This is a genomic window from Microbacterium abyssi, from assembly GCF_015277895.1.
In the GTDB taxonomy this organism is placed as follows: domain Bacteria; phylum Actinomycetota; class Actinomycetes; order Actinomycetales; family Microbacteriaceae; genus Microbacterium; species Microbacterium abyssi.
Window position 1 is genome coordinate 502,092 of record NZ_CP063815.1, and the last position, 24,382, is coordinate 526,473.

Here is a 24,382-nt window from a genome sequence, read left to right on the forward strand (position 1 = left end):
CGGCGCCTCTGGCCGCAGGGGACGGGAGGCGCTCAGCCCCGCCCGGTAAACTCGGAGGCGACTTCCGAGGAGCCGCTATGACCACCGCGCCTGACGCGCCCGTTTCCACCCCAGACGCCGCCGAAGGCGAGGACGTCCACGAGCAGAAGGCCGTCCGTCTCGCCAAGCGCGAGCGCCTCATCGAGCAGCGGGCGAATGCCGCGGGCGGGGCGTTCCCTGTCGGCGTGCCGGTGACGCACCACATCCCGGCGCTGCGCGCCGAGTACGACGGCCTCGAGGCGGGCGCGGAGACCGGAGTCGTCGTCGGAGTCGCCGGCCGTGTCGTCTTCAGCCGCAACACGGGCAAGCTCTGCTTCGCCACGCTGCAGGCCGGTGACGGCTCGCGCATCCAGGCGATGATCTCGCTCGCGGAGGTGGGCGAGGACTCGCTTGCGCGCTGGAAGGAGTTCGTCGACCTCGGCGACCACGTCTTCGTGCACGGCCAGGTCATCTCCAGCCGGCGCGGCGAGCTGTCGATCATGGCCGACGACTGGGCGATCGCGTCCAAGGCGATCCTGCCGCTGCCGAACGCCTACGCCGAACTGAACGAGGAGAGCCGCGTACGCAGCCGCTACCTCGACCTGATCGTGCGCGAGCAGGCCCGCAGCAGCGTGCGCGCCCGCGCTGCGGTCAATGCGAGCCTGCGTGCGACGTTCGGATCGCACGACTACCTCGAGGTGGAGACCCCGATGCTGCAGGTGCAGCACGGCGGAGCATCCGCCCGCCCCTTCATCACCCACTCGAACGCGTTCGACACCGAGCTGTACCTGCGCATCGCGCCGGAGCTGTATCTCAAGCGCGCCGTCGTCGGCGGCATCGAGCGGGTCTTCGAGATCAACCGCAACTTCCGCAACGAGGGTGCCGACTCCACGCACAGCCCCGAGTTCGCGATGCTCGAGGCGTACCAGGCGTACGGCGACTACGACCAGATGGCCGAGCTCACGCAGGAGCTCGTGCAGCAGGCCGCGATCGCCGTCGCCGGATCCACGACGGTCACCTGGGCCGACGGCACCGACTACGACCTCGGCGGCGAGTGGGATCGCGTCTCGATGTACGAGTCGCTCTCGCAGGCGGCCGGACGCACCTTCACCCCCGAGGACGCGGTGGAGGATCTCATCGCGTTCGCCGAGGCCAACGGCGTCGACGTGCCGCCCCATGCGATCCACGGCAAGCTCATCGAGGAGCTGTGGGAGCACTTCGTCAAGCGCGATCTGGTGCGCCCGACGTTCGTCATGGACTTCCCCGTCGACACCTCTCCGCTGGTGCGCGAGCACCGCTCGATCCCCGGCGTCGTCGAGAAGTGGGACCTGTACGTGCGCGGCTTCGAGCTCGCCACCGGGTACTCCGAGCTGGTGGACCCTGTCATCCAGCGCGAGCGCTTCGTCGAGCAGGCCAAGCTCGCGGCATCCGGTGACGTCGAGGCGATGCGCGTCGACGAGGAGTTCCTGCGGGCGCTCGAGCACGGCATGCCGCCCTCCGGTGGCATGGGCATGGGCATCGACCGCCTTCTGATGGCGATCACGGGGCTGGGCATCCGCGAGACGATCCTCTTCCCGCTGGTCAAGTAGCTCAGCCGGCGTCCAGGCCGCTGCCGCGGCGGAACGTCCACTCGGGAAGCACGGCGGCGTCGATCAGGGCGCACAGCAGGCGCGCCAGCGGGTAGTCGGGGTCGATCTCGCCGGCCGCTTCGAGGTAGCGCGCCGCATGGGTCGAGCGCCCGAGCGCCCAGGACAGCCACGCGGCCGCGGTCAGCGGCGCCGTGCGCGACGCGCGCGGCGCGCGGGCCGCGACGTTGCGCACCAGCGAGAGGGCCACGCGCAGCCGGTCGGGATCCGGCGCGTCGCCCTGGCCGACGAACAGCCGCCCCAGCTCCGGCGGCACGGTCATGCCCTCGTGCGTGAAGGCGAGCTGTGCGTCGAGAGCGCGGATTCCGGTGGGCAGGTCCGTCGCCCACTGCAGCAGCGCGGCATCGCGGAAGGCCGGGCGGTTCAGGCACCACAGCAGCGCGGCCGACATGAACGGCGGCAGGTTCTCCGGACGCTCCAGCGCCGTCTCGAAGAACAGCGGGATGTCGTCGAGCAGGAGTGTCGCGGCCAGCGCCTGCGGATTCTCGCGCTCGGCGTGCGGCGACCCGTCGTGCGCGAGCACGTCCGACAGGTCGCGCAGAGCCCGTCCCACACGCTCCTTCTCCGCGAAGTCGACGGACGGCAGATCGGCACCGGCATCCTGGTCGCCCGAGACGTCGGCGATGCCGGGGAGCGCCGGCGTCTCGGGGATCTCGTCGAGCGGGTACAGCTCGGGCTCGTCCCCGACGTAGCTCGACCAGCCGCACGGCATGACGCACAGGGCGTCCACGATGCGCAGCCCGGAGTCCGCGGCGAGCGACAGCAGGTCCTCGACGACGACGGTCTCGGGAAGGACCATGCCGTCACGGGTGTGCTGCGGCAGCTCATCCGTGTAGACGATCACGGCGACGGCATCCGTCCCGCTGACGCGGGAGAGCAATCCGATCGCGGTGTCCACGTACTCGTCGAAGTCGGCGTCGTCGTGGGGGAGATCGATGCGCATCGCGCCGTGCGCGCGCGATCGCTGGAACGGCAGCAGCACGACGCTCTGCCGTGGCGTGAATCCGGCCAGGGCCGGGACGAGGCCGAGGAAATCGGCGGAATCTGTGGCTTTCAGGACTGTGCTCATGCCGCGAGTGTGGCCGAGCAGGCACCTCGAGAACCGGTACTCACAGGCCGGGTCCCGCATCCGCCGCTGTGCAGGAGGAGTGGGCTGAGCCACAGGATGACCGCGTACGATGGAGGCATGGACAACTTCTGGCTGGCGGTGGCGTGGTCGATCCTGCCGACCCTGGGAGTGAGCGTCGTCTTCTTCTTCGTGCTGCGCGGAATCATCCGCTTCGACCGCACCGAGCGCAAGGTCCACGCGCAGATCGAGGCCGAGGAGCGCGCGGCGCGCGGACTGCCTCCCCGCATCTGACGGCGAGGTCTGCAGCACCGGCTACGCTGAGTCCAGCGCCGGACCCGGCGTCTGATGCCGGATGCCCGGGGGTGAAGCGCATGGAACGGTGGCCGTTGTGGGTGCTGATCTTCGCCCTCGTGATCGACATCGCCATCCGCATCACCGCGATCATCATCATCCCGCGCAACCGTCGCCCGACCGCGGCGATGGCCTGGTTGCTCGCCGTCTTCTTCATCCCCTACGTCGGCGTCCTGCTGTTCCTTCTCATCGGGAACCCCCGATTGCCGCGCGCGCGTCGGCGCAAACAGGACCAGATCAACCGGTACATAGCCGAGACCAGCCACCAGCTGCACTTCGGTACCCTGCGCCCGAATGCGCCGGAGTGGCTCCGGTCAGTGGTGCACATGAACGAGAAGATGGGGGCGCTGCCGATCTCGGGTGACAACGGCGCTCACCTGATCAGCGGCTATCAGGAGTCACTGGACGCCATGGCGGAGGCGATCCGGGCGGCCGAAGAGTACGTCCATGTCGAGTTCTACATCCTGCAGTCGGATGCCTCGACCGACAACTTCTTCCGCGCGCTCGAGGAGGTCGCCGCCCGCGGCATCCCGGTGCGCGTACTTCTCGACCACTGGGCGAACCGGTGGAAGCCGCGGTACCGCGACACGATCCGTCGCCTGGACGCGATGGGAGCCGCGTGGCATCTGATGCTGCCCATGCAGCCGCTGAAGGGGCGGATGCAGCGTCCCGACCTGCGCAACCATCGCAAGCTCCTCGTGGTCGACGGCAAGGTCGGCTACCTCGGTTCGCAGAACATCACGGATTCCACCTACAACCTGCCGAAGAACATCAAGCGCGGCCTGCACTGGGTCGACCTGATGGTTCGTGTGGACGGGCCCATCGTGCTCGCGCTGAACGCGGTGTTCCTCAGCGACTGGTACAGCGAGACGGACGAGATCCTCGGCGAGATCGAGCTCACTCGCGCCGAGATCGGCACCGGCGACCTCGACTGCCAGATCGTGCCGTCCGGTCCCGGCTTCGTGGTGGAGAACAACCTGCGCCTCTTCCTCGCGCTGCTGTACGGCGCGCAGAGCAAGGCCATGATCATCAGCCCGTACTTCGTTCCCGACGAAGCGCTCCTGCTCGCGGTGAGCGCGGCGTGCGACCGAGGGGTGAAGGTCGAGCTGTTCGTATCAGAGGAGGGCGACCAGGCCGTCGTCTACCACGCCCAGCGCAGCTACTACGAAGCGCTGCTGCGGGCGGGCGTTCGTATCTGGATGTATCGCAAGCCCTACATCCTGCACACCAAGAGCCTGACGATCGACGACGATGTCGCGGTGATCGGCTCGAGCAACATGGACATGCGCTCCTTCGGCCTCAATCTCGAGATCTCGATGCTGGTCAGGGGCGAAGAGTTCGTCGCCGAGATGCGCGCCCTCGAGGACGAGTACCGCGCGCTCAGCCGCGAGCTCACCCTCGAGGAGTGGATGCAGCAGCCGCTGCGCTCGCGGGTGCTGGACAATCTCGCGCGCCTCACTTCCGCGCTCCAGTAACTGGCGCCGAGAGGGCGGTTCGGCACGGTCGAACGGCTCGTCACCGTGCCGGAATGCCCTTTCGAGACAGCCTGCGGCGTCCGCCGCGCCGGAGTAACCTGAACGCATGGTCACCTCGCGTCTGGCGCTCTCTGCTGCCGCTGCGCTCGCCGCGGCTCTCCTTCTCACCGGTTGCGCCTGGTCCCCGGGCGGGCAATCGCCGGAGAGCAGTGCGACGCCCGATGACGGCGGCACCACGGCGCCCGTCTCGAGCGACGACGTCGAAGCCGCCTGGCTCGACGACGGACGCATGTTCGCGATCGTCACGTGGGGCTCCTCCACCTGCATCCCGGTCGTCGACGAGATCACCGCCGAAGGGCAGAACGTCGCGGTCTCTCTCATCGATGCGCCGAGCGCCGACGGCGCCGAGCAGGCCTGTACGGCCGACCTCGCACCGAGGGCGAGCGTCGGGGCGTTCCCGGAGGGCGTCGACCCCACCAAGGACGTCGAGTTCACGGTCACCATGGGCGATGTCACGGATGACGTGGACCTCGACGGCAACGCGGCGCTCACGGGCGTCCCCGGCGACACCACCGAGTTCGCGCCGAGCGCCGGATGGTTCGACGACGAGGGCATCGTGCTCCTCACCTGGGGCTCGTCCACCTGCCCGCCGATGGTCGAGGGCGTGGAGGAGCAGGCCGGCGGCGCGACCGTGACGTTCACCACGCAGGACGGCGTGTGCACCATGGACATGGCCGGGCGCGCCACCGTCATCGGGCTCAGCGACGATGACGCCGCTGACGACGACGCCGATCGCGACGACGGCGAATTCACCCTCACGCTCGTCGGCGACAACCTCGACGGCACGGTGAGCGTCATCCGCGGCTGAGGCATCAGAGTCTCTCGACGGGATGCCCCTCCGGCAGCGCGAGCAGCAGCGCATCCGGCGCAACTCGGCAGCGGATGCGTACGGCGAGACCGAACTCATCCCCGTCCAGTTCGATCGCCGTCGGCGCGATCGGCCCGACCTCGGCTGACTGCCCGCGCAGATAGCGCACCGAGGCGTCCCTGCCGCGCCGCTGCAGCACCAGGCGTCCGGCGCGGAACCGGCGCAGCACCGAGTTGTCCCACCAGATCTTGCGCCAGACGCCCAGCCAGCCGAGGGGACCGGTGGGCTGGATGAGCGCCACGTCCATGACGCCGTCGGCGATCGATGCGGAGGGGATGAGGGCGATGCCGGCGGGGAGCGTGCCGCAGTTGGCGAACAGGACGCTGTGCACCTTGGTCGAGTGCAGCCGGGATTCGTCGACCTGGTAGACGATGCGAAACGGCTTCGCGCTCGGCAGCGAGCGTGCGGCACCGTCGACATACGCGACCCAGCCGACGGACCTCTTCAGATCCGGCCGGGTGTTCGCGATCATGTCGGCATCCAGGCCCATGCCCGCGAGAACGACGAAGGCATGCTCGCTCGACTCGCCGTCCTCCCTGGTGAGCTCTGCCCAACCGATGTCGATCGGATGCCGGAGATCACCGAGCGCCGCGCGGATCATCTTGTCGGGATCGAGGAGCGGAAGACCGAGGTTGCGGGCGAGCAGATTGCCCGTGCCGCTGGGGACGATCGCCAGCGGCACATCGGTGCCCGCCATCGCCTCGGCGACCGCGCGCACTGTGCCGTCGCCGCCGGCCACGAGCACGACGTCGACGCCTTCGGCGATCGCTTCGCGGGTCGCCTGCTGGCCGGCATCCTCGACCGTCGTCGGATAGAACAGCGGAGGCGCCCAGTCGGCTTCCCTGCACTGATGCCGCAGCGCGGCGCGCAGGCGCTTCTCATCGACCTTGATCGGGTTGTAGACGAGGGCCGCCTGGCGGTGCAGTGCCGTGCTCTTCGTCATGGCGATCACTCTACGGCGCGACGAAGTGGCACACCCTAAACTTGAGGAATGATCGACCTCGCCCTCCTCCGCGACCAGCCCGAGATCGTCCGCCGCTCGCAGTCCGCGCGCGGCCACGATGCCTCCACCGTCGACGCAGCGATCGAGGCGGACCGATCGCGTCGCGCAGCGCTCACCGCCTTCGAGGACCTGCGCGCCGAGCAGAACGCCTTCGGAAAGCAGGTCGCCAAGGCGCCCAAAGAGGAGAAGGCCGCGCTCGTCGCGCAGGCCAAGGAGCTCGCCGACCGCGTCAAGCAGGCGCAGCAGGAGGCGAACCAGGCGGCGGATGCCGCGGCATCCGCTCTCGCGCGCATCGAGAACGTCGTGATCGACGGCGTGCCCGCCGGCGGAGAGGCCGACTTCATCGAGCTGCGCCGCGTCGGCGAGACCCCCGTGTTCTCCTTCGAACCGCGCGACCACCTCGAGCTCGGCGAGCTGCTCGGCGCGATCGACATGGAACGCGGGGCGAAGGTGTCCGGTGCACGGTTCTACTTCCTGAAGGGGATCGGCGCGCGGCTCGAGATCGCGCTGATGAACCTCGCCCTCGACAAGGCGCTGCAGAACGGCTTCGTGCCGATGATCACGCCCACGCTGGTGCGTCCGGAGATCATGCAGGGCACCGGGTTCCTCGGCGAGCACGCCGATGAGGTCTACCACCTCGACAAGGACGACGACCTGTACCTCGTCGGAACCAGCGAGGTCGCGCTCGCCGGGTACCACAAGGACGAGATCGTCGACCTGGCCGCCGGCGCCCTGCGCTACGCCGGCTGGTCGACCTGCTACCGCCGGGAGGCGGGTTCGTACGGCAAGGACACCCGCGGCATCATCCGCGTGCACCAGTTCAACAAGCTGGAGATGTTCGTCTACACCGATCCCGCGGATGCCGAGGCTGAGCACCTGCGCCTCGTCGCGCTGCAGGAGGAGATGCTGACCTCCCTCGGGCTGTCGTACCGTGTCATCGACGTCGCCGCGGGCGACCTCGGCTCGAGCGCCGCGCGCAAGTACGACATCGAGGCGTGGGTGCCGACGCAGAACGCCTTCCGCGAGCTGACCTCGACGTCGAACTGTACGACGTTCCAGGCGCGCCGGCTGGATGTGCGGCACCGTCCCGCGACGGACGGGGCCACGGGCAAGACGGAGCACGTCGCGACGCTGAACGGCACTCTCGCCACCACACGATGGATCGTCGCGCTGCTCGAGACCCACCAGCAGGAGGACGGATCCGTCCGCGTGCCGGAGGTGCTGCGGCCGTACCTGGGCGGGCTGGGAGTGCTCGAGCCGGTGGGCCGGAGCGCAACCGCGCAGGACGCGAAGTGAGCTCTCCCTGGCTCGTCGGGCTCGACGTCGACGGCACGATCATCCTGCAGGACGAGACGATGAGCCCCGGAGTGCCGGAGGCCGTCGCACGCGTGCGCGACGCCGGCCATGTGGTCACGATCGCGACCGGGCGCAGCTGGGCGGCGACCGAGCGCTGGGTCGATGAGCTCGAGATCGCCGCCGACTACGTCGTCTGCTCGAACGGCGCGGTCACGATGCGCCGCGTCACCGACGGCTGGGAGCGCTGGCACGTCGAGACGTTCGACCCCCGTCAGGTGCTGGAGCTGCTCACCGAACGCCTTCCCGAGGCCCACTACATGGTCGAGCTCGGCGATGGCACGCGGCTGTTCACGGGCGAGGTCGGCGACTGGACGCTCGAGGGCGGTCGCCAGGTGGAGATCGACGAGCTCGGCGCACTGCCGGTCTCGCGCGTCGTCGTGGTCTCGCCGGGGCACGATGAGGAGGACTTCCACCGCATCGTGACCGAGACCGGCCTCAACGAGGTCTCCTACGCGATCGGCTGGACCGCCTGGCTCGACATCGCGCCGCAGGGCGTCGACAAGGGCAGCGCGCTGGCGCGCGTGCACGCCGAACTCGGCATCGACGGCGGCAAGACGCTCGTCGTCGGCGACGGACGCAACGACGTCGGCATGTTCGAGTGGGCGCGTGGGCTCGGAGGACGCGCAGTCGCCATGGGGCAGGCGCCCGATGAGGTGAAGGATGCCGCCGGCGAGGTCACCGGAATCGTCGAGGACGGCGGCCTCGCGGACGCCCTCGACTCGCTGCTCGGGTATCCAGGGCTCGCCCAGGTCAGGGCGGGAGAATGAAAGCGGCTAGACTCGACCACTGATCGGCGGATTCATCCGTCGAGGAGGGTTGTCCGAGCGGCCGATGGAGCTGGTCTTGAAAACCAGTGGGCAGAGATGTCTCGTGGGTTCGAATCCCACACCCTCCGCAGAAGTGCTGGAGGCACCCTCCGCGTTTGAAAGGCACTGAGTGAGCGAGAAGATCCGTCGCCGTAGGACCGTGGCGCGCCACGGTCAGCTGCGGACCCCGGGCCCGATCAGCCAGCTGCTGAAGATCCTCGGCGTCGCGCTCGCCGTCGTGCTGGTGAGCGGCATCAGCGTCGGCGCATTCGTCGTCAGCGACCTGTACGGCACGGCCACGGCGGATGCCGTTGAACTCGACGGGCAGAAGTCGGTCCCGCCGGACATCAGCGAGTACGAGGGCGGCTTCGACCTTCTGCTGGTCGGCACCGACAGCTGCGAGGAGGAGTACGCCCACCTGTTCGGCAACCGCTGCTCCGGATCGGATGCCGGGGGCACTCTCAATGACGTGAACATCCTCATGCACGTCTCGGAGGAGCCCCGCCGGATCACTGCGGTGAGCTTCCCGCGCGATCTGATGCTGCCGATCCCCGAGTGCACTCGCGAAGACGGCAGCACGACCTCCGCGATGAGCAAGCAGCCGCTCAACACCGCATACAGCTATGGCGGGCTGAACTGCGTCGCCACGACCGTCTCCGCGCTGACCGGCCAGGACATCGAGTTCGCGGGAGCAGTCACCTTCGGCGGGGTGATCGAGATCACCGATGCGATCGGCGGCGTGGATGTCTGCCTCGCCAGCCCGATCCAGGATTACCACACCGGCCTCAACATGGATGCCGGCACCCACACCGTTTCCGGTCTGAAAGCTCTGCAGTTCCTGCGGACCCGTCACGGCGTCGGTGACGGCAGCGACCTCGGACGCATCGGCAACCAGCAGCAGTACATGTCGAGCCTCGCCCGCAAGCTCATCAGCGGCGAGGTGCTCGGCAACGTGCCGGTCATGCTGCGACTCGCTCACACCGCGCTGAGCAACCTCGAGGCCAGCACGTCGCTGACCAACCCGATGACGATCGTGCAGGTCGGCCTCGCGGTGAAGGATGTGCCGTTCGAGGACATCGTGTTCCTGCAGTATCCGACGTTCACAGACCCTGACAACGCCAACAAGGTCGTGCCGGATTCGGCGTCGGCCCTGGCGATGTGGGATGCGATCAACGCGAACCAGCAGCTGCAGGTCACGCATGAGAACACGGCGAACGACGGTGTCGTCGTGAAGGACGAGGCCTCCACCGAACCCCCGGAGGAGACCACGGAACCCGCCGCGCCGACCGAGGGCACTGAGGGCACTGAGGGCACCGAGACCCCTGCGCCGACCGAGGGCGTCACGCAACTCCCCGACTCGATCAGGGGAAACTCCGCGGCGCAGCAGACCTGCTCCAACGGCAACGTCCGCCAGTAGCGCGGACGGCGGCTCCCGCTCGGAGACGCCGGTCACGCAGGTGAGGTGAACTCGATCTCGGCGTTCTCGTCGTTCAGGACGATCACCGGCGTGAGAGGCGAGAGCCCGGCGGCGATGATCTTCGCCGTGTCGAAGCGTAGCAGGGGTGTGCCCGCGGTGACGTGAGCGTCCTTCTCGACCAGGGTCTCGAAGCCGTCGCCATCCATCTTCACCGTGTCGACGCCGACGTGGATGAGCAGCTCCGTGCCATCATCGAGCCGCAGCGCGACCGCATGGCTGGTCGGGAACACGCCCTCCACGACGCCATCCGCCGGGGCGATCACGAGGTCGCCGCTCGGGCGGATCGCGATCCCCGGGCCCATGATGCCCTCGGAGAACGTGGCATCCGGAACGTCGGCGAGAGGGACGATCGCGCCCTGAAGCGGTTGACGCACCCTGATCCTTCGACCGGTGGCGGGGGTTGGCGGCGCCTCGGTGAGCACCGCGGCGGCGGGTCCGGCGGGCGGGCCGGGGACGGGCTCGGCCGTGCCGGAGATCAGCCGTTCCATGGCATCCTTCACGAACTGCACGTTCAGGCCGTAGACGACCTGAACCGCGCGGCCGCCCGACTTCATCGTGCCCGCCGCTCCCGCGCGCTTGAGGGCTGCGGCATCCACCTTGTTGACGTCGGCGACCTCAAGACGCAGGCGCGTCGCGCAGTTCTCCAGCTCGGTGATGTTCTCCTTGCCTCCGAGCGCATCCAGGAAACGGCTGGCGGTCGCGAGGTAGGCGTCGTCGGGGCCCGAGGACGCGGCATCCATCGCATCGATCTCGTCGTCCTCGCGACCCGGCGTCTTCAGGTTGAAGCGCTTGATCACGAAGTAGAAGACGACGAAGTAGATGACGAACCAGAACGCGCCCAGCACGAGGATGAGCCAGGGATTCTGGGCCATCGGATTCGCCCAGCCCAGTACGAGGTCGATGAAGCCGCCGGAGAAGCCGAAGCCCATCCGCACGGGGAGGATCGCGGCGATCGCCATCGAGATGCCCATGAAGATCGCGTGGATGAGGTAGAGCAGCGGTGCGAGGAACATGAAGGCGAACTCGAGCGGCTCGGTCACGCCGACGAAGAACGACGAGATCGCGCCGGAGAGCAGGATGCCGTAGGCGATCTTCTTGCGCTTGGTCTTCGCCGTCAGATACATCGCGAGAGCCGCTCCCGGCAGGCCGAACATCATGACGGGGAAGAAGCCGGTCATGTACTGGCCGGTCACCCCGTAGGTCCCCTCGCCGGCCAGGAAATTGTTCAGGTCGTTGATGCCGGCGACGTCGAACCAGAACACCGAGTTCAGGGCATGGTGCAGGCCGACCGGGATCAGGAGCCGGTTGAGGAAGCCGTAGATGCCGGTGCCGACGGGGCCGAGGGTGACGATCCACTCACCGAAGGTGACCAGCCCGCCGTAGACGAACGGCCAGAGGAAGAAGAGCACGATCGCCAGGACGAGCGAGATGCCCGCCGTGACGATCGCGACGGAGCGCTTCCCGGAGAAGAACGACAGCGCGTCGGGCAGCTTGGTGTCCTTGAACCGGTCGTAGCACCACGCGCCGATCAGACCGCAGACGATGCCGACGAAGACGTTCTGCACCTTCAGGAACGCGGGATCGACCTCGTTGACGTCTCCAGCTCCGGTCAGCAGAGCCACGGTTTCGGGCTTCAGCAGCGTCGTCACCGTCAGCCAGGAGACGAGCCCTGCGAGGGCCGCGGTGCCGTCGGACTTGGTCGCCATGCCGAACGCGATGCCGACGGCGAACAGCAGCGCCATGTTGTCGAGCAGCGCGCCACCGGCCGCGCTCAGGAACGCCGAGGCGATGTTGTCGCCGGCGGCGGATTGGATCCAGTAGCCGATGCCGGACAGGATCGCCGCCACGGGGAGGACGGCGACCGGCAGCATGATCGACCGGCCCAGTCTCTGCAAGAACTTCATCTGACATCTCCTCGTCGAGAGCGGATTCCGTCGGGTCACGATACTCCCCGGCGGGCGCGAACGGGTGCTGCGCTCCGGATCTGTGGATGAATCGGGCGTTTGCGTGATCACGCAAGTTCTTGCGTACACTTGCCCCATGTCGAAGCGACTGGCAGAGGTGGCGCGCAAGGTCGGGGTGAGCGAGGCGACCGTGAGCCGCGTGCTGAATGAGAAGCCCGGCGTCTCCGAGGGGACGCGGCAGGCGGTCCTGACCGCACTCGACATCCTCGGCTATGAGCGGCCCACCAAGCTGCGCGGGGAGCGCGCCAGGCTCGTCGGCCTCGTGCTGCCCGAGCTGCAGAACCCGATCTTCCCCGCGCTCGCCGAGATCGTCGGAGGAGCGCTCACCCAGAACGGCTACACGCCTCTGCTGTGCACCCAGAACGCGGGCGGCGTGACCGAGGCCGACTACGTCGACCTTCTGCTGGCCCAGCAGGTGTCCGGCGTGATCTTCCTCGGCGGCAACTATACCCAGGCCGAAGCGCCGCACGCGCACTATGAACGGTTGCGCCAGGTGAAGCTGCCCACCGTGCTGGTCAACGCCCGCATCCCCGGGCTCGCGTTCCCCACGGTCTCGACGGACGACGCCGCAGCGGCGGAGCAGGCGGTGCTGCACGTGCACCAGCTGGGGCATCGCAGGATCGGGATGCTCCTCGGACCCACCGATCACCTCCCTTCGCAGCGCAAGCTGGACGCTGCGCGGCCGCTGCTGAAGAAGCTCGGTTCACCGCTCGAGGACGACATGGTCGTGCGCGGACTGTACTCGCTCGAGTCGGGGCAAGCCGGAGCGTCTCGCCTGATCGCCGCCGGGGCGACGGCGATCGTCTGCGCGAGCGACCCGATCGCGCTCGGGGCTGTGCGCGCGGCGCGCCGCGCGGGCCTGCGCGTTCCGGAGGACATCAGCGTCGTCGGCTTCGACGACTCCGCGCTGATGAGCTGCACCGAGCCACCGCTCACGACCGTGCGGCAGCCGATCGAGTCGATGGGCCGCACGGTCATCGAACTGCTGCTGTCGCAGATCGCCGGCACCAGCGAGAGCGGCGACGAGCTGCTGTTCGAGCCCGAGCTGGTGTTGCGCGCGTCCACGGCTCCGGTCGTCTGACGCCCTCACCACCACGCGGCGCGCCTTTCGGCGGGTCGCCGTTCGTGTGCCGTGGGCAGATCCAAAAATTGCAGCAAATAATAAAGATCTTGCGTTAGACCATTCGAGAAGCTACATTTCAAATCACCGAACGCACCGACGCTGAGGAGAGATGTGGACACCGAGGTCCTGACGAGCACGAGCGCTCGAACCGTTGTCATGCCGACCGACGCCGGATGGTGGCGGGACGCCGTCATCTATCAGCTCTACGTCCGCAGCTTCGCGGACGGCGACGGCGACGGCACGGGCGACCTCGCCGGTGTGCGCACCCGCCTCGGCTACCTCAAGGATCTCGGCGTCGACGCGATCTGGTTCAACCCCTGGTATCCGAGCCCGCTCGCCGACGGGGGCTATGACGTGCAGGACTACCGCGACATCGATCCGCGCTTCGGCACCCTCGCGCAGGCGGAGCACCTCATCGAAGAGGCCCTCGCCCTCGGCATCCGCTCGATCATCGACATCGTCCCGAACCACGTCTCCGACCGGCACGAGTGGTTCCAGCAGGCGCTGGCCGCCGGTCCCGGCAGCCCGGAACGGGAGCGGTTCTGGTTCCACCCGGGCCGGGGCGCGAACGGCGACGTGATCCCGACGGACTGGGTCTCCAGCTTCCAGGGCGAGACCTGGACCCGCACGACCGAGCCCGACGGGACGCCGGGGGAGTGGTATCTGCACCTGTTCACACCCGAGCAGCCGGACCTCAACTGGAACCACCCCGATGTCCGGCGTGAGCACGAGGACATCCTGCGATTCTGGTTCGACCGCGGCGTCGCGGGCGTCCGGATCGACTCCGCCGCGCTGCCCGTGAAGGATCCGGCGCTCCCCTTGCTTCCGGCCGCGCCGGCCGCGCCCGGCGAGCACCCCCACCTCGACCGCGACGGGCTGCACGACATCTACCGCGGCTGGCGCGCGGTGGCCGACGAGTACGAAGGCGAACGCGTGCTGGTCGGGGAGGTCTGGCTCGACGACGCCGAGCGCTTCGCCCGCTACCTCCGCCCTGACGAGATGCACACCGCGTTCAACTTCGACTTCATGACCCAGCCGTGGAGTGCGGCGGCGATGCGCGCATCGATCACCCGTACGCTTGCCGAGCACGCGCCGGTCGGAGCACCGGCGACCTGGGTGCTCTCCAACCACGACATCACGCGACCGGTCACGCGGTACGGACGCGCCGACTCCGGCTTCGCGTTCGATCGCAAGCGCTTCGGCACGCCGAGCGATCTGGAGCGCGGTACGCGGCGCGCTCGGGCGGCGGCGCTGCTCGTGGCGGCGCTGCCGGGAAGCCTCTACATCTATCAGGGCGACGAGCTCGGGCTCCCCGAGGTCGAGGTTCCGCGCGACGCCATCGAGGACCCGATGCACTTCCGTTCAGGCGGTGTCGATCCAGGGCGCGAAGGATGCCGCGTGCCCCTGCCATGGTCGGGAGACGCCTCGCCGTACGGATTCGGCGGCACGCCGTGGCTGCCCCAGCCGGCGGACTGGGCGAGCCTCAGCGCCGAGGCGCAGTCGGCGGATCCGGCATCCATGCTGAACCTCTACCGCGATGCCCTGCGCATCCGGCGGGAGCGTGACGATCTGCGCGGCGGAATGGCGTGGCTCGACCTCGGCGCCGATGTTCTGGCGTTCCGCCGCGGGGAGGCGACGATCAGCATGACGAACCTCGGCGCCGTCGCCGTGCCGCTGCCAGCGCACCGCTCCGTGATCCTCTCCAGCAGCGCGCTCGACGGCGCGACGCTGCCACCGGACTCCACGATCTGGCTCGCCCTCTGAGCCGGACGACGCAAGGAGAGCGTCCGCGCCGCGGTCGCCGACACACAGCACGAAAGGACCAGACAATGACGTTCATGATCCGACGGACCGCCCTCGGTGCGGTCGCGATGACATCGGCCGTGGCGCTGCTCGCCGGCTGCGCGGGCGCGGCCGACGATCCCGCCGAGGCCGATGGTCCGGTGACGATCCAGGTCGCGATCGATGCCGGCCTCGAGCCGGAGGCCAGGGAGACGTTCGACGCGCGCGTGGCCGAGTTCGAGGACGCGAACCCCGACGTCACCGTCGAGGCGCAGGAGTACACCTGGACCGGGACCACGTTCGCGGCCGAGCTCGCGGGCGGCACGCTGCCCGACGTGTTCCCGATCCCCTTCACGGACGGACGCGGGCTCATCGAGCGCGAGCAGATCGCCGACATCAGCGGCCTCGTCGCGGAGCTGCCCTACGCCGACCAGTTCAACCCGAACGTCGCCCAGGCGGGCGAGGACGCCGACGGCGACATGTGGGCCGTGCCGATCGCCGCGTACGGGCAGGGACTGCATTACAACCGCACGCTGTTCGAGGAGGCGGGCCTGGACCCCGACCAGCCGCCGACCAGCTGGGACGAGGTGCGCGAGTACGCGAAGAAGATCGCGGATGCCACCGGTCAGGCCGGCTACGCGACGATGACCTCCGGCAACACCGGCGGGTGGATCCTCACGACGACCGTGAACGCCTTCGGCGGGCGCACCGAGGACGCGGAGGGATCCGCGCCCGTGATCGACTCGGACGAGGTGGCGGAGGTGCTCGAGTATCTGCACGGGCTGCGCTGGGAAGACAACGCGATGGGGTCGAACTTCCTCTACGACTGGGGCACCATTAACCAGGACTTCGCGGCCGGACGGATCGGCATGTACATCTCCGGTGGCGGCAACTACCCGAACCTCGTGACCCAGAACGCGCTGAACCCGGACGACTACGGCCTGACGGTCCTGCCGCTGGAAGGCGCCGACCCCGGCGTGCTCGGCGGGGGAACGCTCGCGGCGGTCAATCCCAAGGCGACGGATGCCGAGCAGGCCGCCGCGGTCAGCTGGATCGATTTCTACTACATGGGCAAGATCACGAACGAGGAGGCCGCGAAGACCTCGGCGGAGCTGTCCGCGTCGCTGGATCAGCCTGTGGGGGCGCCGGAGCTGCCGGTGTTCGACCAGGAGCTGTTCGACCAGAACCGCGAGTGGATCTCTGAGTTCATCAACGTGCCGGTCGAGCAGATGGCGCCGTACACGGACCAGATCTTCGACCAGGCGATCCTGCCGGAGCCGCGCACGGCGACGCAGGAGGTGTACGCCGTGCTCGACATGGTCGTGCAGGCCGTGCTCACCGATGAGAACGCCGACATCGCCGCGCTCCTCGCCGACGCCCAGGCGCAGGCCGAGGGCATCTACGCCCAGGCCGAGTGATCGCTCGATGACGCAGATATCGCCCGTGTCGACGCCGCCGCGCGCCCCCGCGGCGGCGTCGACGATCGAGCAGTCCGCCGCGCCGAGTCCGAGGACCGCGCGGCGGACTCGGAAGTGGCTCGGCGGGGGCGGCGTGAGCACATTCGTCTTCCTGCTTCCGCTGCTGTTCAGCTTCGTGCTCTTCTCCTGGAAGCCGATCGTGGACTCCGCGGTGATGGCCTTCCAGAAGACGAACCTCATCACCGAGCCGGAGTGGGTGTGGTTCGACAACTTCGGTCGTGTGCTGGCCGACCCGCTGCTCGGCACCGCCGTGGTCAACACGCTGTACTTCGCCCTGCTCGCGCTGCTGCTCGGCTACCCCATCCCGCTCGCGGTCGCCGTGCTGATGAGCGAGGTGCGCAAGCGCCGCGGGCTCTACAGCGCGCTGGCGTACCTTCCAGTCGTCGTGCCGCCGGTGGTGTCGGCGCTGCTGTGGAAGTTCTTCTACGACGCATCTCCCACCGGGGTCTTCAACACGATCCTCGGATGGTTCGGTGCGGGTCCGCTGCCGTGGCTGCAGGACCAGGCGAGTGCGATGCCGTCGCTCGTGCTGTTCGCCACCTGGTCGGCGGCCGGAGGAACGATCATCATCTACCTGGCCGCCCTCGTCGGGGTTGCGCCGGAGCTCTACGACGCGGCCGAGGTCGACGGGGCAGGGGTGTGGCGGAAGGTGTGGCACGTCACGATGCCGCAGCTGCGCGGCGTGCTGCTCGTCACGTTCATCCTGCAGATCATCGGGACCGCGCAGGTGTTCCTGGAGCCGTTCCTGTTCACGGGCGGAGGACCGGCGAACTCGACCATGACCGTGCTGCTGCTCATCTACAAGTATGCGTTCCAGAACAGCCTCGGCGGCGACTACGGCGCCGCCACAGCGCTCAGCATCATGCTCGCGATCGTGCTGGCGATCTTCTCGGTGATCTACTTCCGTCTCACGCGCAGCTGGAGCACGTCATGAGTGCGGATCGCGGCATCCTGTCGTCCGCCGACTGGCGGCGTCCTCGTGTCCGTGCGGCGACGCGGGCGAGCCATGTCATCCTCCTCGTCTCGCTCTTCGTCGTGGGGTTGGGGCCGATCCTGTGGCTGGCGAAGTCGGCGATCACGCCGACGCAGGACACCCTGCGCACGCCGCTGGCGCTGTGGCCGAACGGGATGGACTGGGAGAACCTCATCACCGCCTGGTCGCGGGTGGAGATCGACCGGTTCTTCCTCAATACGGTCATCATCGCCGCCGGCGTGTGGGCAGTGCAGGTGCTCGTCGCGACGACCGCCGGTTACGCGCTCTCGGTGCTCCGGCCGCGCTACGGGAAGATCGTCGTCGCGCTGGTTCTGGCGACGCTGTTCGTGCCGAGCATCGTGCTGCTGGTGCCGCTGTACCTCACCATCGTCGATCCGCCGCTGCTCGGCGAGTCGATGATCAACACGTTCTGGGCGGTCTGGCTGCCGGCTGGCGCGAACGCGTTCAACGTGCTGCTGGTCATGCGATTCTTCGACTCGCTGCCGCGCGAGGTGTTCGAAGCCGCACGGATGGACGGTGCCGGCAACTACCGGATGTTCTGGTCCATCGTGCTGCCGATGTCGAAGCCGATCATCGGTGTGGTGTCGGTCTTCGCGGTGATCGGGGCGTGGAAGGACTTCCTCTGGCCGATGCTCGTCCTGCCCGACCCCGCGATCCAGCCGCTGTCGGTGCGGCTGCCCGCGCTGCAGCAGTTCATCGAGCTCGACGTGTTCCTCGCCGCTCTCGCGATCTCGACCGTGATCCCGATCGCGCTGTTCCTGGTCTTCCAGCGGCTTTTCCTCAACGGCGCCGGGATGGGTGGCGCGGTGAAGGGGTGAGTGGCGGTACTCCGCTCAGCGCGGGTCGAAGCGCACCGGCTCGTGCGTGCGGGCGACGAGGTTCCGCAGCTCCTCGAGGGTTGCGGGAGCGGCGCCGAGCGCACGCGCCTGCACGAGCACGTTGCCGAGCGCCGTCGCCTCGACGGGGCCGGCGAGCACCGGGAGCCCTGTGCGGTCGGCGGTCGCCTGGCAGAGCAGGCGGTTCAGAGACCCGCCCCCGACGAGGTGGATGCTGTCGAGCTCGCGCTCCGAGAGCTCAGCGGCCGTCTGCACGGCATCCGCGAACGCGACGGCGATGCTCTCCACGATTGTGCGGGCGAATGCGGGTCTGCCCTGCGGCACGGAGGATCCCTGCGCGCTCAGCACCGCCGCGATGCGCGCCGGCATGTCGCCCGGAGCGCTCAGCGACCGGTCGTTCGCGTCGAACAGCGCGATCTCACCCGTGACGGATGCCGCCGCATCCAGCAGCTCGGGCAGGTCGATCGTCACGCCATCCTCCGCCTCCCAGGCCCGAACCGTCTCACTGAGGAGCCAGAGACCGGTGACATTGTGCAGGAAACGGTAGCGGCCGTCGACGCCCAGTTCATGCGTGAAGTTCGCCTCGCGCGCGGCATCCGTCAGCACTGGCTCGGTGAGCTCCACGCCCACCAGGCCCCACGTCCCGCACGAGATGTAAGCCGAATCCGGCGAGGAGAGCGGCACGGCGACGACGGCGGATGCCGTGTCGTGCGAGCCGACCGCGATCACGGGAAGGTCCCTGCCGATCTGTGCAGCCAGCTCGGGGCGCAGCGTTCCGATCACCGTTCCGGGGTCGGCGAGCTCGGGCAGCAGGGCCGTATCGATGCCGAGGCGTTCGGCGAGTGCGAAATCCCACTCGCCGGTCTCGACCCCGAGCAGCCCCGTCGTCGACGCGTTCGTGCGCTCGGCGACGCTCGCACCGGTGAGGAGGTAGGCGATCAGGTCCGGAATGAGGAGGGCGGTGTCGGCATCCTTCATGCGCTCGTCGACGCGGTACTGGTACAGGGTGTTGAACGGCAGGAACTGCAGTCCGTTGCGCTGGTAGAGCTCTTCGAAGGGGGCGATCTCGTGCACCTCGGCGACGCTTGGCGCCGTGCGCTCGTCACGGTAGTGGAACGGCTGGACGAGCAGCTCTCCGCCCCGCAGCAGGCCGTAGTCGACGGCCCAGGAGTCGATGCCGATGCTCTCGATCGCCGGCTCCCGGCGCACGGCCTCAGCGAGGCCTTCGACGATGTGCCCGTAGAGGGCATCGAAGTCCCAGTGGAGACCGTCCTCGCGCTCCACCGGTCCGTTCGGGAACCGCGAGACGAGCTCGAGGTCGAGTGTGTCCGGGCCGACGCGGCCGATCATGACGCGGCCACTGGTGGCGCCGAGGTCGACGGCCGCGACGGCGCGGGGGGATTCGCCGTGTGATGCGGTTTCGACTCGTCGCTGCGCTCCTCGCTCAACCCGTTTCGTCTCGCTTCGCTCGCTCAACGACCCGTGGGGGGAAGACGCGTCATTCGTCATCGCAGGAACGCGGCGGCGACGCCAGAATCGACCGGGATGTGCAGTCCGGTCGTGCGGGACAGCTCGGGTCCGGTCAGCACGTACACGGCATCCGCGACGTTCTCGGGCACGACCTCGCGCTTGAGGATCGTGCGGTTCGCGTAGAACTGTCCGAGGTCCTCTTCGGCGACGCCGTAGGTGGCGGCGCGGTTCGCGCCCCAGCCGGAGGCGAAGATGCCCGAGCCGCGCACGACGCCGTCGGGGTTGATGCCGTTGACGCGGATGCCGTGCTCGCCGAGCTCGACGGCCAGCAGTCGCACCTGGTGCGCCTGGTCGGCCTTGGTCGCCGAGTAGGCGATGTTGTTCGGGCCGGCGAAGACGGAGTTCTTCGACGAGATGTAGATGATGTCGCCGCCGAGCTTCTGGTCGATGAGCACCCGTGCGGCGGCCTTGGAGACGAAGAAGGAACCCTTCGCCATGACGTCGTGCTGCAGGTCCCAGTCCTTCTCGGTGGTCTCGAGCAGCGGCTTCGACAGCGAGAGGCCGGCGTTGTTGACGACGAGGTCGACGCCGCCGAAGGCGAGGACGGCCTCGTTCAGCGCGGCTTGCACGGCGCCGGCATCCGCGACGTTCGCGGCGACGCCGATCGCGACGTCCGTGCTGCCGAGTTCGGCGGCTGCGGCCTGCGCCTTCTCCAGGTCGAGGTCGGCGACGACGACGCAGGCGCCCTCGGCGGCGAGGCGGGTGGCGATGGCCTTGCCGATGCCGGAGGCGGCACCAGTGACGAACGCGATGCGCCCCTGGTGTGACTTGGGCTTCGGCATCCGCTGCAGCTTCGCCTCCTCGAGCGCCCAGTACTCGATGTTGAACTTCTCGGCATCCGAGATGGGGGAGTAGGTCGACAGCGCCTCGGCGCTGCGCATGACGTTGATCGCGTTGACGTAGAACTCGCCTGCCACGCGAGCGGTCTGCTTGTTCGCGCCGTAGGAGTACATGCCCACGCCCGGCACCAGCACGATCAGCGGGTCCGCGCCGCGGATCGCGGGGGACTCGTCGGTCGCGTGCGCGTCGTAGTAGGCCTGGTAGTCGGCGCGGTACTCGGTGTGCAGCTCATGCAGGCGCGCGATCTGCTCGTCCAGCGTCGCCGTGGCCGGCAGATCGAGGATCAGCGGCTTGACCTTGGTGCGCAGAAAGTGGTCGGGGCAGCTCGTGCCGAGGGCTGCGAGGCCGGGGGCCTTCTCGGATGCCAGGAAGTCGAGGACGACGTCGGAGTCGGTGAAGTGGCCGACCATGGGCTTGTCGGTGGAGGCGATTCCGCGGATCGTGCCGGCCAGCGCTGCCGCACGCTCACGACGCTCGGCCTCGGGCAGGGCTTCGAAACCGGCGCGGATGCCGCCGAACGGGTCTGCCTTGCCGTTCTCGGCGATGTAGGCGGCTGCCGTGTCGATGATCCACAGCGAGTTCGCCTCGGCCTTCTCCGAGGTGTCGCCCCAGGCGGTGATGCCGTGGCCGCCGAGGATGCATCCGATCGCCTGCGGGTTCTTCGCCTTGATCGCGGCGATGTCGAGGCCCAGCTGGAAGCCGGGGCGGCGCCACGGCACCCACACGACCTTGTCGCCGAAGATCTTCGCGGTCAGCTCCTCGCCATCGGCCGCCGTCGCGATCGCGATGCCGGAGTCGGGGTGCAGGTGGTCGACGTGCGCGGCATCCACCAGCCCGTGCATGGCGGTGTCGATCGAGGGCGCGGCCCCGCCCTTGCCATGCAGGCAGTAATCGAACGCGGCGACCATCTCGTCTTCGCGCTCGATGCCCGGGTAGACGTCGACGAGCGCGCGCATGCGGTCCAGGCGCAGAACCGCGAGGCCCTGCTCCTTCAGCGTGCCGAGGTCTCCGCCGGAGCCCTTGACCCACATCAGCTCGACCGGCTGACCGGTGACCGGATCGATCTCCGTACCTTTGGCGGAGGTGTTGCCGCCGGCGTAGTTCGTGTTCTTGGGGTCGGAGCCCAGGCGGTTCGAGCGCTCGATGAGGGCTGCAGCGGTGTGGTTGGTCATCTCAGTCGTCTTTCGTGTATGGAAGGTCACGCAACGGTGGTGGTCTCGGCAGAAGCGCCGTAGCGCTCCTGCTCGATCTGCTCGAGGGTCTTGCCCTCGGTCTTGGGCGCCCAGATCGTGCCGATCAGCAGTGCGGCCACGAGCAGGCCGATGATCAGCATCCCGAGCGGGGCGAGGCCCCAGCTGGTCAGCAGCACGGGGAAGACGAGACTCAGCAGCCCCACCATCACGCGGGCGAGCATGAACAGCATCCCCTGGGCGCTGGCGCGGTACTTCGTCGCGAACAGCTCGGCGGTCCACAGCCCATAGAACGCCTGCGCGCCGAGACCGGCGGAGATGCCCCATGCGACGGCGAAGAACAGCAGCGAGCCGAGTCCGGGAGGGGCGAAGACGAGCACGACCCAGGCGATGACGCCCAGCAGGGCACCGCCGAAGTACAGCCAGCGCCGGCTGACGCGGTCGCCGTAGCGCATGAATCCGAAGTAGGTCGCGGCGGCGGTGAGGGTCCACACCAGCACCTGGAGCAGGTTCTGCTGCATCGGGTCGTGGAGGCCGGCAGCGTCGTAGACGCGCGGCTGGAAGATGCCGGCCTGTCCCGCGACGGTGTTCCACAGACCGTAGACGCCGAGCAGGAAGAGGAGCGCGCCGAGGTTGCGGCGATCGGACAGTAGCCCGCGCATCCCGGAGAACATCGAGACCTTGACGCCGTTGGCTCGATCCGATTCGCGCTGTTCCTTCCACCGCGTCGACTCCGGAAGGCCGCGTCGCACCCACCAGGTGACGGCTGCGATGACGAAGAGATGGAAGAAGATGATGCGGGATCCGACGATGCCGAGCGGGCCGAGCACCACGGCGAGAAGGAAGCCTATGGCCGGGCCGATCGACCAGGCCAGCTGAGCGGTGCCGACGTGCGCTGCGCGCTGCTCGCTGGGCGCCTCCTCGGCGATGTAGGTCCAGGATGCCGGGACGCCGGCACCGACCGCGATGCCCATGAGGATGACGCCGATGAGCAGCACAGCGAAGTTCGGCGAGAACGTCACCATCAACGCCCCGATCATGAACAGGATCAGGTCGTACGTGTAGATGAACTTGCGGCCGAGGCGGTCGCAGAGCGGGCCGCCGATCGCCGCGCCGATCGCGGCGCCGAAAGCGTTCGCGCTCAGGGCGGCGACGAGGCCGACGGCGGCGTCGTCGAACCCGAACTCCCCCTGCCACAGAGTCAGGCTCGTGGCGAGGGCGATGATCGCGCCGGCTTCGATGTAGTTCGACATCGCGACGGCGATGGTGGCCTTCCAGGCCGTCAGCGGACGCTTGCTTGTTGTGGTGTTGCTCATGGCTCTTCCTCGAATCCGTTCGCTCGTTCGGCGCTTATGCGCCCCAGCCGGCCTGGACGCCGCCGACCCGCTCCGCGGCGATCATCTGCTGGTATCCGGATGCCGCGTACGCGGCCATCGGGTCTGCAGCGAGGCCGCGCGACTCGCGCCACTCGGCCAGTGCCGGGCGCACGTCGGTGTAGAAGGCGTCCATGAACACGGCGTTGGCCGCGAGAACGTCGCCCGAGCGCTGGGCTGCGGTGAGAGCATCCTTGTCGACCAGCAGCGCACGCGCGGTCATCTCCTGGACGTTCAGCACCGAGCGGATCTGGCCGGGGATCTTGTCCTCGACGTTGTGGCACTGGTCGAGCATGAACGCCACGTCGGGGTTGTTGAGGCCGCCGCCGCGGACGACCTCGAACAGGATGCGGAACAGCTGGAACGGGTCAGCGGCGCCCACGATCAGGTCGTCGTCGGCGTAGAAGCGCGAGTTGAAGTCGAACGAGCCGAGCTTGCCCAGGCGCAGCAGCTGCATGACGATGAACTCGATGTTCGTGCCGGGGGCGTGGTGGCCGGTGTCCAGGCACACCATCGCCTTGTCGCCGAGTGCGCTGACCTGGGCGTAGGAGGTTCCCCAGTCCGGAACGTCGGTGTGGTAGAACGCCGGCTCGAAGAACTTGTACTCGAGCACGAGGCGCTGGTCGTCGCCGAGGCGCGCATAGATCTTCTGCAGCGACTCCTGCAGACGGTCCTGACGGCCGCGCAGATCGGCCTGGCCGGGGTAGTTGGAGCCCTCGGCGAGCCAGATCTTCAGGTCGCGCGAGCCTGTGGCATCCATCACGTCGATGCAGGCGAGGTGGTGGTCGATCGCCTTCTGGCGGATCGCGGCGTCCTCGTGGGTGAGGGCGCCGAACTTGTAGTCGTCGTCCTGGAAAGTGTTGGAGTTGACGGTGCCGAGCGAGACGCCGTGATCCTCGGCGTGCTTGCGCAGGTCGTCGAAGTCGGCCATGTCCCACGGGATGTGGAGCGCCACGACCGGTGCCAGGGCGGTGTGCTTGTGCACCTGCGCGGCATCCGCGATCTTCTCGAACGGGTCGCGCGGCGTGCCGGGCGTGCCGAACACCTTGAAACGGGTGCCCGAGTTCCCGAATGCCCAGGAGGGGAGCTCGATGGACTGCTTCTCGAGTTCCGCGAGGATTTCGGGGGTGAGAATGCTCATGG

Annotated in this window: 19 protein-coding genes and 1 tRNA gene; 13 read left to right on the top strand and 7 right to left on the bottom strand. The window is 68.5% G+C overall.

The window, feature by feature from the left end; translation table 11 throughout:
- The first annotated feature begins 77 nt into the window (after positions 1-77).
- Complete coding sequence (gene lysS / locus IM776_RS02410) at positions 78-1,607, top strand: lysine--tRNA ligase (protein ID WP_194421490.1); 1,530 nt, start codon at positions 78-80, stop codon at positions 1,605-1,607.
- A 1-nt stretch (position 1,608) separates the two neighbouring features.
- Here lysS and IM776_RS02415 read toward each other — a convergent pair whose 3' ends face one another.
- The gene (locus tag IM776_RS02415) at positions 1,609-2,733 is read right to left on the bottom strand and encodes a DUF4192 family protein (RefSeq protein ID WP_194421491.1); all 1,125 of its coding nucleotides are present in this window, start codon (positions 2,731-2,733) and stop codon (positions 1,609-1,611) included.
- Positions 2,734-2,850: 117 nt separating this feature from the next.
- On the opposite strand from IM776_RS02415, the gene IM776_RS02420 reads away from it, so the two are divergent.
- The 3 genes from IM776_RS02420 to IM776_RS02430 all read left to right on the top strand — a co-directional run bounded on the left by IM776_RS02420 (position 2,851) and on the right by IM776_RS02430 (position 5,427).
- The gene (locus IM776_RS02420) at positions 2,851-3,024 is read left to right on the top strand and encodes a hypothetical protein (protein WP_194421492.1); all 174 of its coding nucleotides are present in this window, start codon (positions 2,851-2,853) and stop codon (positions 3,022-3,024) included.
- An 80-nt stretch (positions 3,025-3,104) separates the two neighbouring features.
- Complete coding sequence (gene cls, locus IM776_RS02425) at positions 3,105-4,559, top strand: cardiolipin synthase (protein WP_194421493.1); 1,455 nt, start codon at positions 3,105-3,107, stop codon at positions 4,557-4,559.
- A 106-nt stretch (positions 4,560-4,665) separates the two neighbouring features.
- Positions 4,666-5,427 carry a hypothetical protein gene (locus tag IM776_RS02430; protein ID WP_194421494.1) on the top strand — a complete coding sequence of 254 codons (762 nt, stop codon included), beginning with the start codon at positions 4,666-4,668 and terminating at the stop codon, positions 5,425-5,427.
- A gap of 4 nt (positions 5,428-5,431) precedes the next feature.
- Here the strand turns inward: IM776_RS02430 and IM776_RS02435 are convergent, their stop codons facing one another.
- A complete protein-coding gene (locus tag IM776_RS02435; RefSeq protein WP_194421495.1) occupies positions 5,432-6,430 on the bottom strand; it encodes a diacylglycerol/lipid kinase family protein in 999 nt (332 codons plus the stop codon).
- 48 nt (positions 6,431-6,478) lie between these two features.
- Between IM776_RS02435 and serS the strand changes: the two genes are divergently transcribed.
- The 4 genes from serS (at position 6,479) to IM776_RS02455 (ending at position 10,069) form a co-directional block, all read left to right on the top strand.
- A complete protein-coding gene (gene serS, locus IM776_RS02440; RefSeq protein WP_194421496.1) occupies positions 6,479-7,786 on the top strand; it encodes a serine--tRNA ligase in 1,308 nt (435 codons plus the stop codon).
- Positions 7,783-8,613, top strand: coding sequence for an HAD family hydrolase (locus tag IM776_RS02445; RefSeq protein WP_194421497.1), 831 nt, complete (start codon positions 7,783-7,785; stop codon positions 8,611-8,613). The genes serS and IM776_RS02445 overlap by 4 nt, the downstream gene beginning before the upstream one ends.
- A gap of 43 nt (positions 8,614-8,656) precedes the next feature.
- A tRNA-Ser gene (locus IM776_RS02450) sits at positions 8,657-8,741 on the top strand.
- 41 nt (positions 8,742-8,782) lie between these two features.
- Positions 8,783-10,069 (top strand): LCP family protein, encoded by a 1,287-nt coding sequence (locus tag IM776_RS02455; RefSeq protein WP_194421498.1) that lies wholly within the window; start codon positions 8,783-8,785, stop codon positions 10,067-10,069.
- Positions 10,070-10,101: 32 nt separating this feature from the next.
- Here the strand turns inward: IM776_RS02455 and nagE are convergent, their stop codons facing one another.
- Entirely contained in the window at positions 10,102-12,033 is a 1,932-nt protein-coding gene (nagE, locus tag IM776_RS02460; RefSeq protein ID WP_194421499.1) for an N-acetylglucosamine-specific PTS transporter subunit IIBC, read from the bottom strand.
- 136 nt (positions 12,034-12,169) lie between these two features.
- Here nagE and IM776_RS02465 point away from each other — a divergent pair, with 136 nt between their 5' ends.
- From IM776_RS02465 to IM776_RS02485, 5 genes are all read left to right on the top strand, one after another.
- The gene (locus IM776_RS02465; RefSeq protein WP_194421500.1) at positions 12,170-13,174 is read left to right on the top strand and encodes a LacI family DNA-binding transcriptional regulator; all 1,005 of its coding nucleotides are present in this window, start codon (positions 12,170-12,172) and stop codon (positions 13,172-13,174) included.
- Between the two features lie 198 nt (positions 13,175-13,372).
- A complete protein-coding gene (locus IM776_RS02470; protein ID WP_194422473.1) occupies positions 13,373-14,980 on the top strand; it encodes a glycoside hydrolase family 13 protein in 1,608 nt (535 codons plus the stop codon).
- 74 nt (positions 14,981-15,054) lie between these two features.
- Entirely contained in the window at positions 15,055-16,416 is a 1,362-nt protein-coding gene (locus IM776_RS02475) for an ABC transporter substrate-binding protein (RefSeq protein WP_228479871.1), read from the top strand.
- A gap of 7 nt (positions 16,417-16,423) precedes the next feature.
- Positions 16,424-17,410 (top strand): carbohydrate ABC transporter permease, encoded by a 987-nt coding sequence (locus IM776_RS02480; protein WP_194421502.1) that lies wholly within the window; start codon positions 16,424-16,426, stop codon positions 17,408-17,410.
- Positions 17,407-18,288, top strand: coding sequence for a carbohydrate ABC transporter permease (locus IM776_RS02485; RefSeq protein WP_194421503.1), 882 nt, complete (start codon positions 17,407-17,409; stop codon positions 18,286-18,288). The genes IM776_RS02480 and IM776_RS02485 overlap by 4 nt, the downstream gene beginning before the upstream one ends.
- Before the next feature lie 15 nt (positions 18,289-18,303).
- On the opposite strand, the gene IM776_RS02490 is transcribed toward IM776_RS02485, so the two are convergent.
- The 4 genes from IM776_RS02490 to rhaI all read right to left on the bottom strand — a co-directional run bounded on the left by IM776_RS02490 (position 18,304) and on the right by rhaI (position 24,380).
- Positions 18,304-19,656: a rhamnulokinase gene (locus IM776_RS02490; RefSeq protein ID WP_228480010.1), complete on the bottom strand. Its 1,353-nt coding sequence runs from the start codon at positions 19,654-19,656 to the stop codon at positions 18,304-18,306.
- A gap of 155 nt (positions 19,657-19,811) precedes the next feature.
- Positions 19,812-21,848 carry a bifunctional aldolase/short-chain dehydrogenase gene (locus IM776_RS02495; RefSeq protein ID WP_194421505.1) on the bottom strand — a complete coding sequence of 679 codons (2,037 nt, stop codon included), beginning with the start codon at positions 21,846-21,848 and terminating at the stop codon, positions 19,812-19,814.
- Between the two features lie 26 nt (positions 21,849-21,874).
- The gene (locus IM776_RS02500; protein ID WP_228479872.1) at positions 21,875-23,182 is read right to left on the bottom strand and encodes an MFS transporter; all 1,308 of its coding nucleotides are present in this window, start codon (positions 23,180-23,182) and stop codon (positions 21,875-21,877) included.
- A 34-nt stretch (positions 23,183-23,216) separates the two neighbouring features.
- Positions 23,217-24,380, bottom strand: coding sequence for an L-rhamnose isomerase (gene rhaI / locus IM776_RS02505; RefSeq protein WP_194421506.1), 1,164 nt, complete (start codon positions 24,378-24,380; stop codon positions 23,217-23,219).
- Between the last annotated feature and the right edge of the window lie 2 nt (positions 24,381-24,382).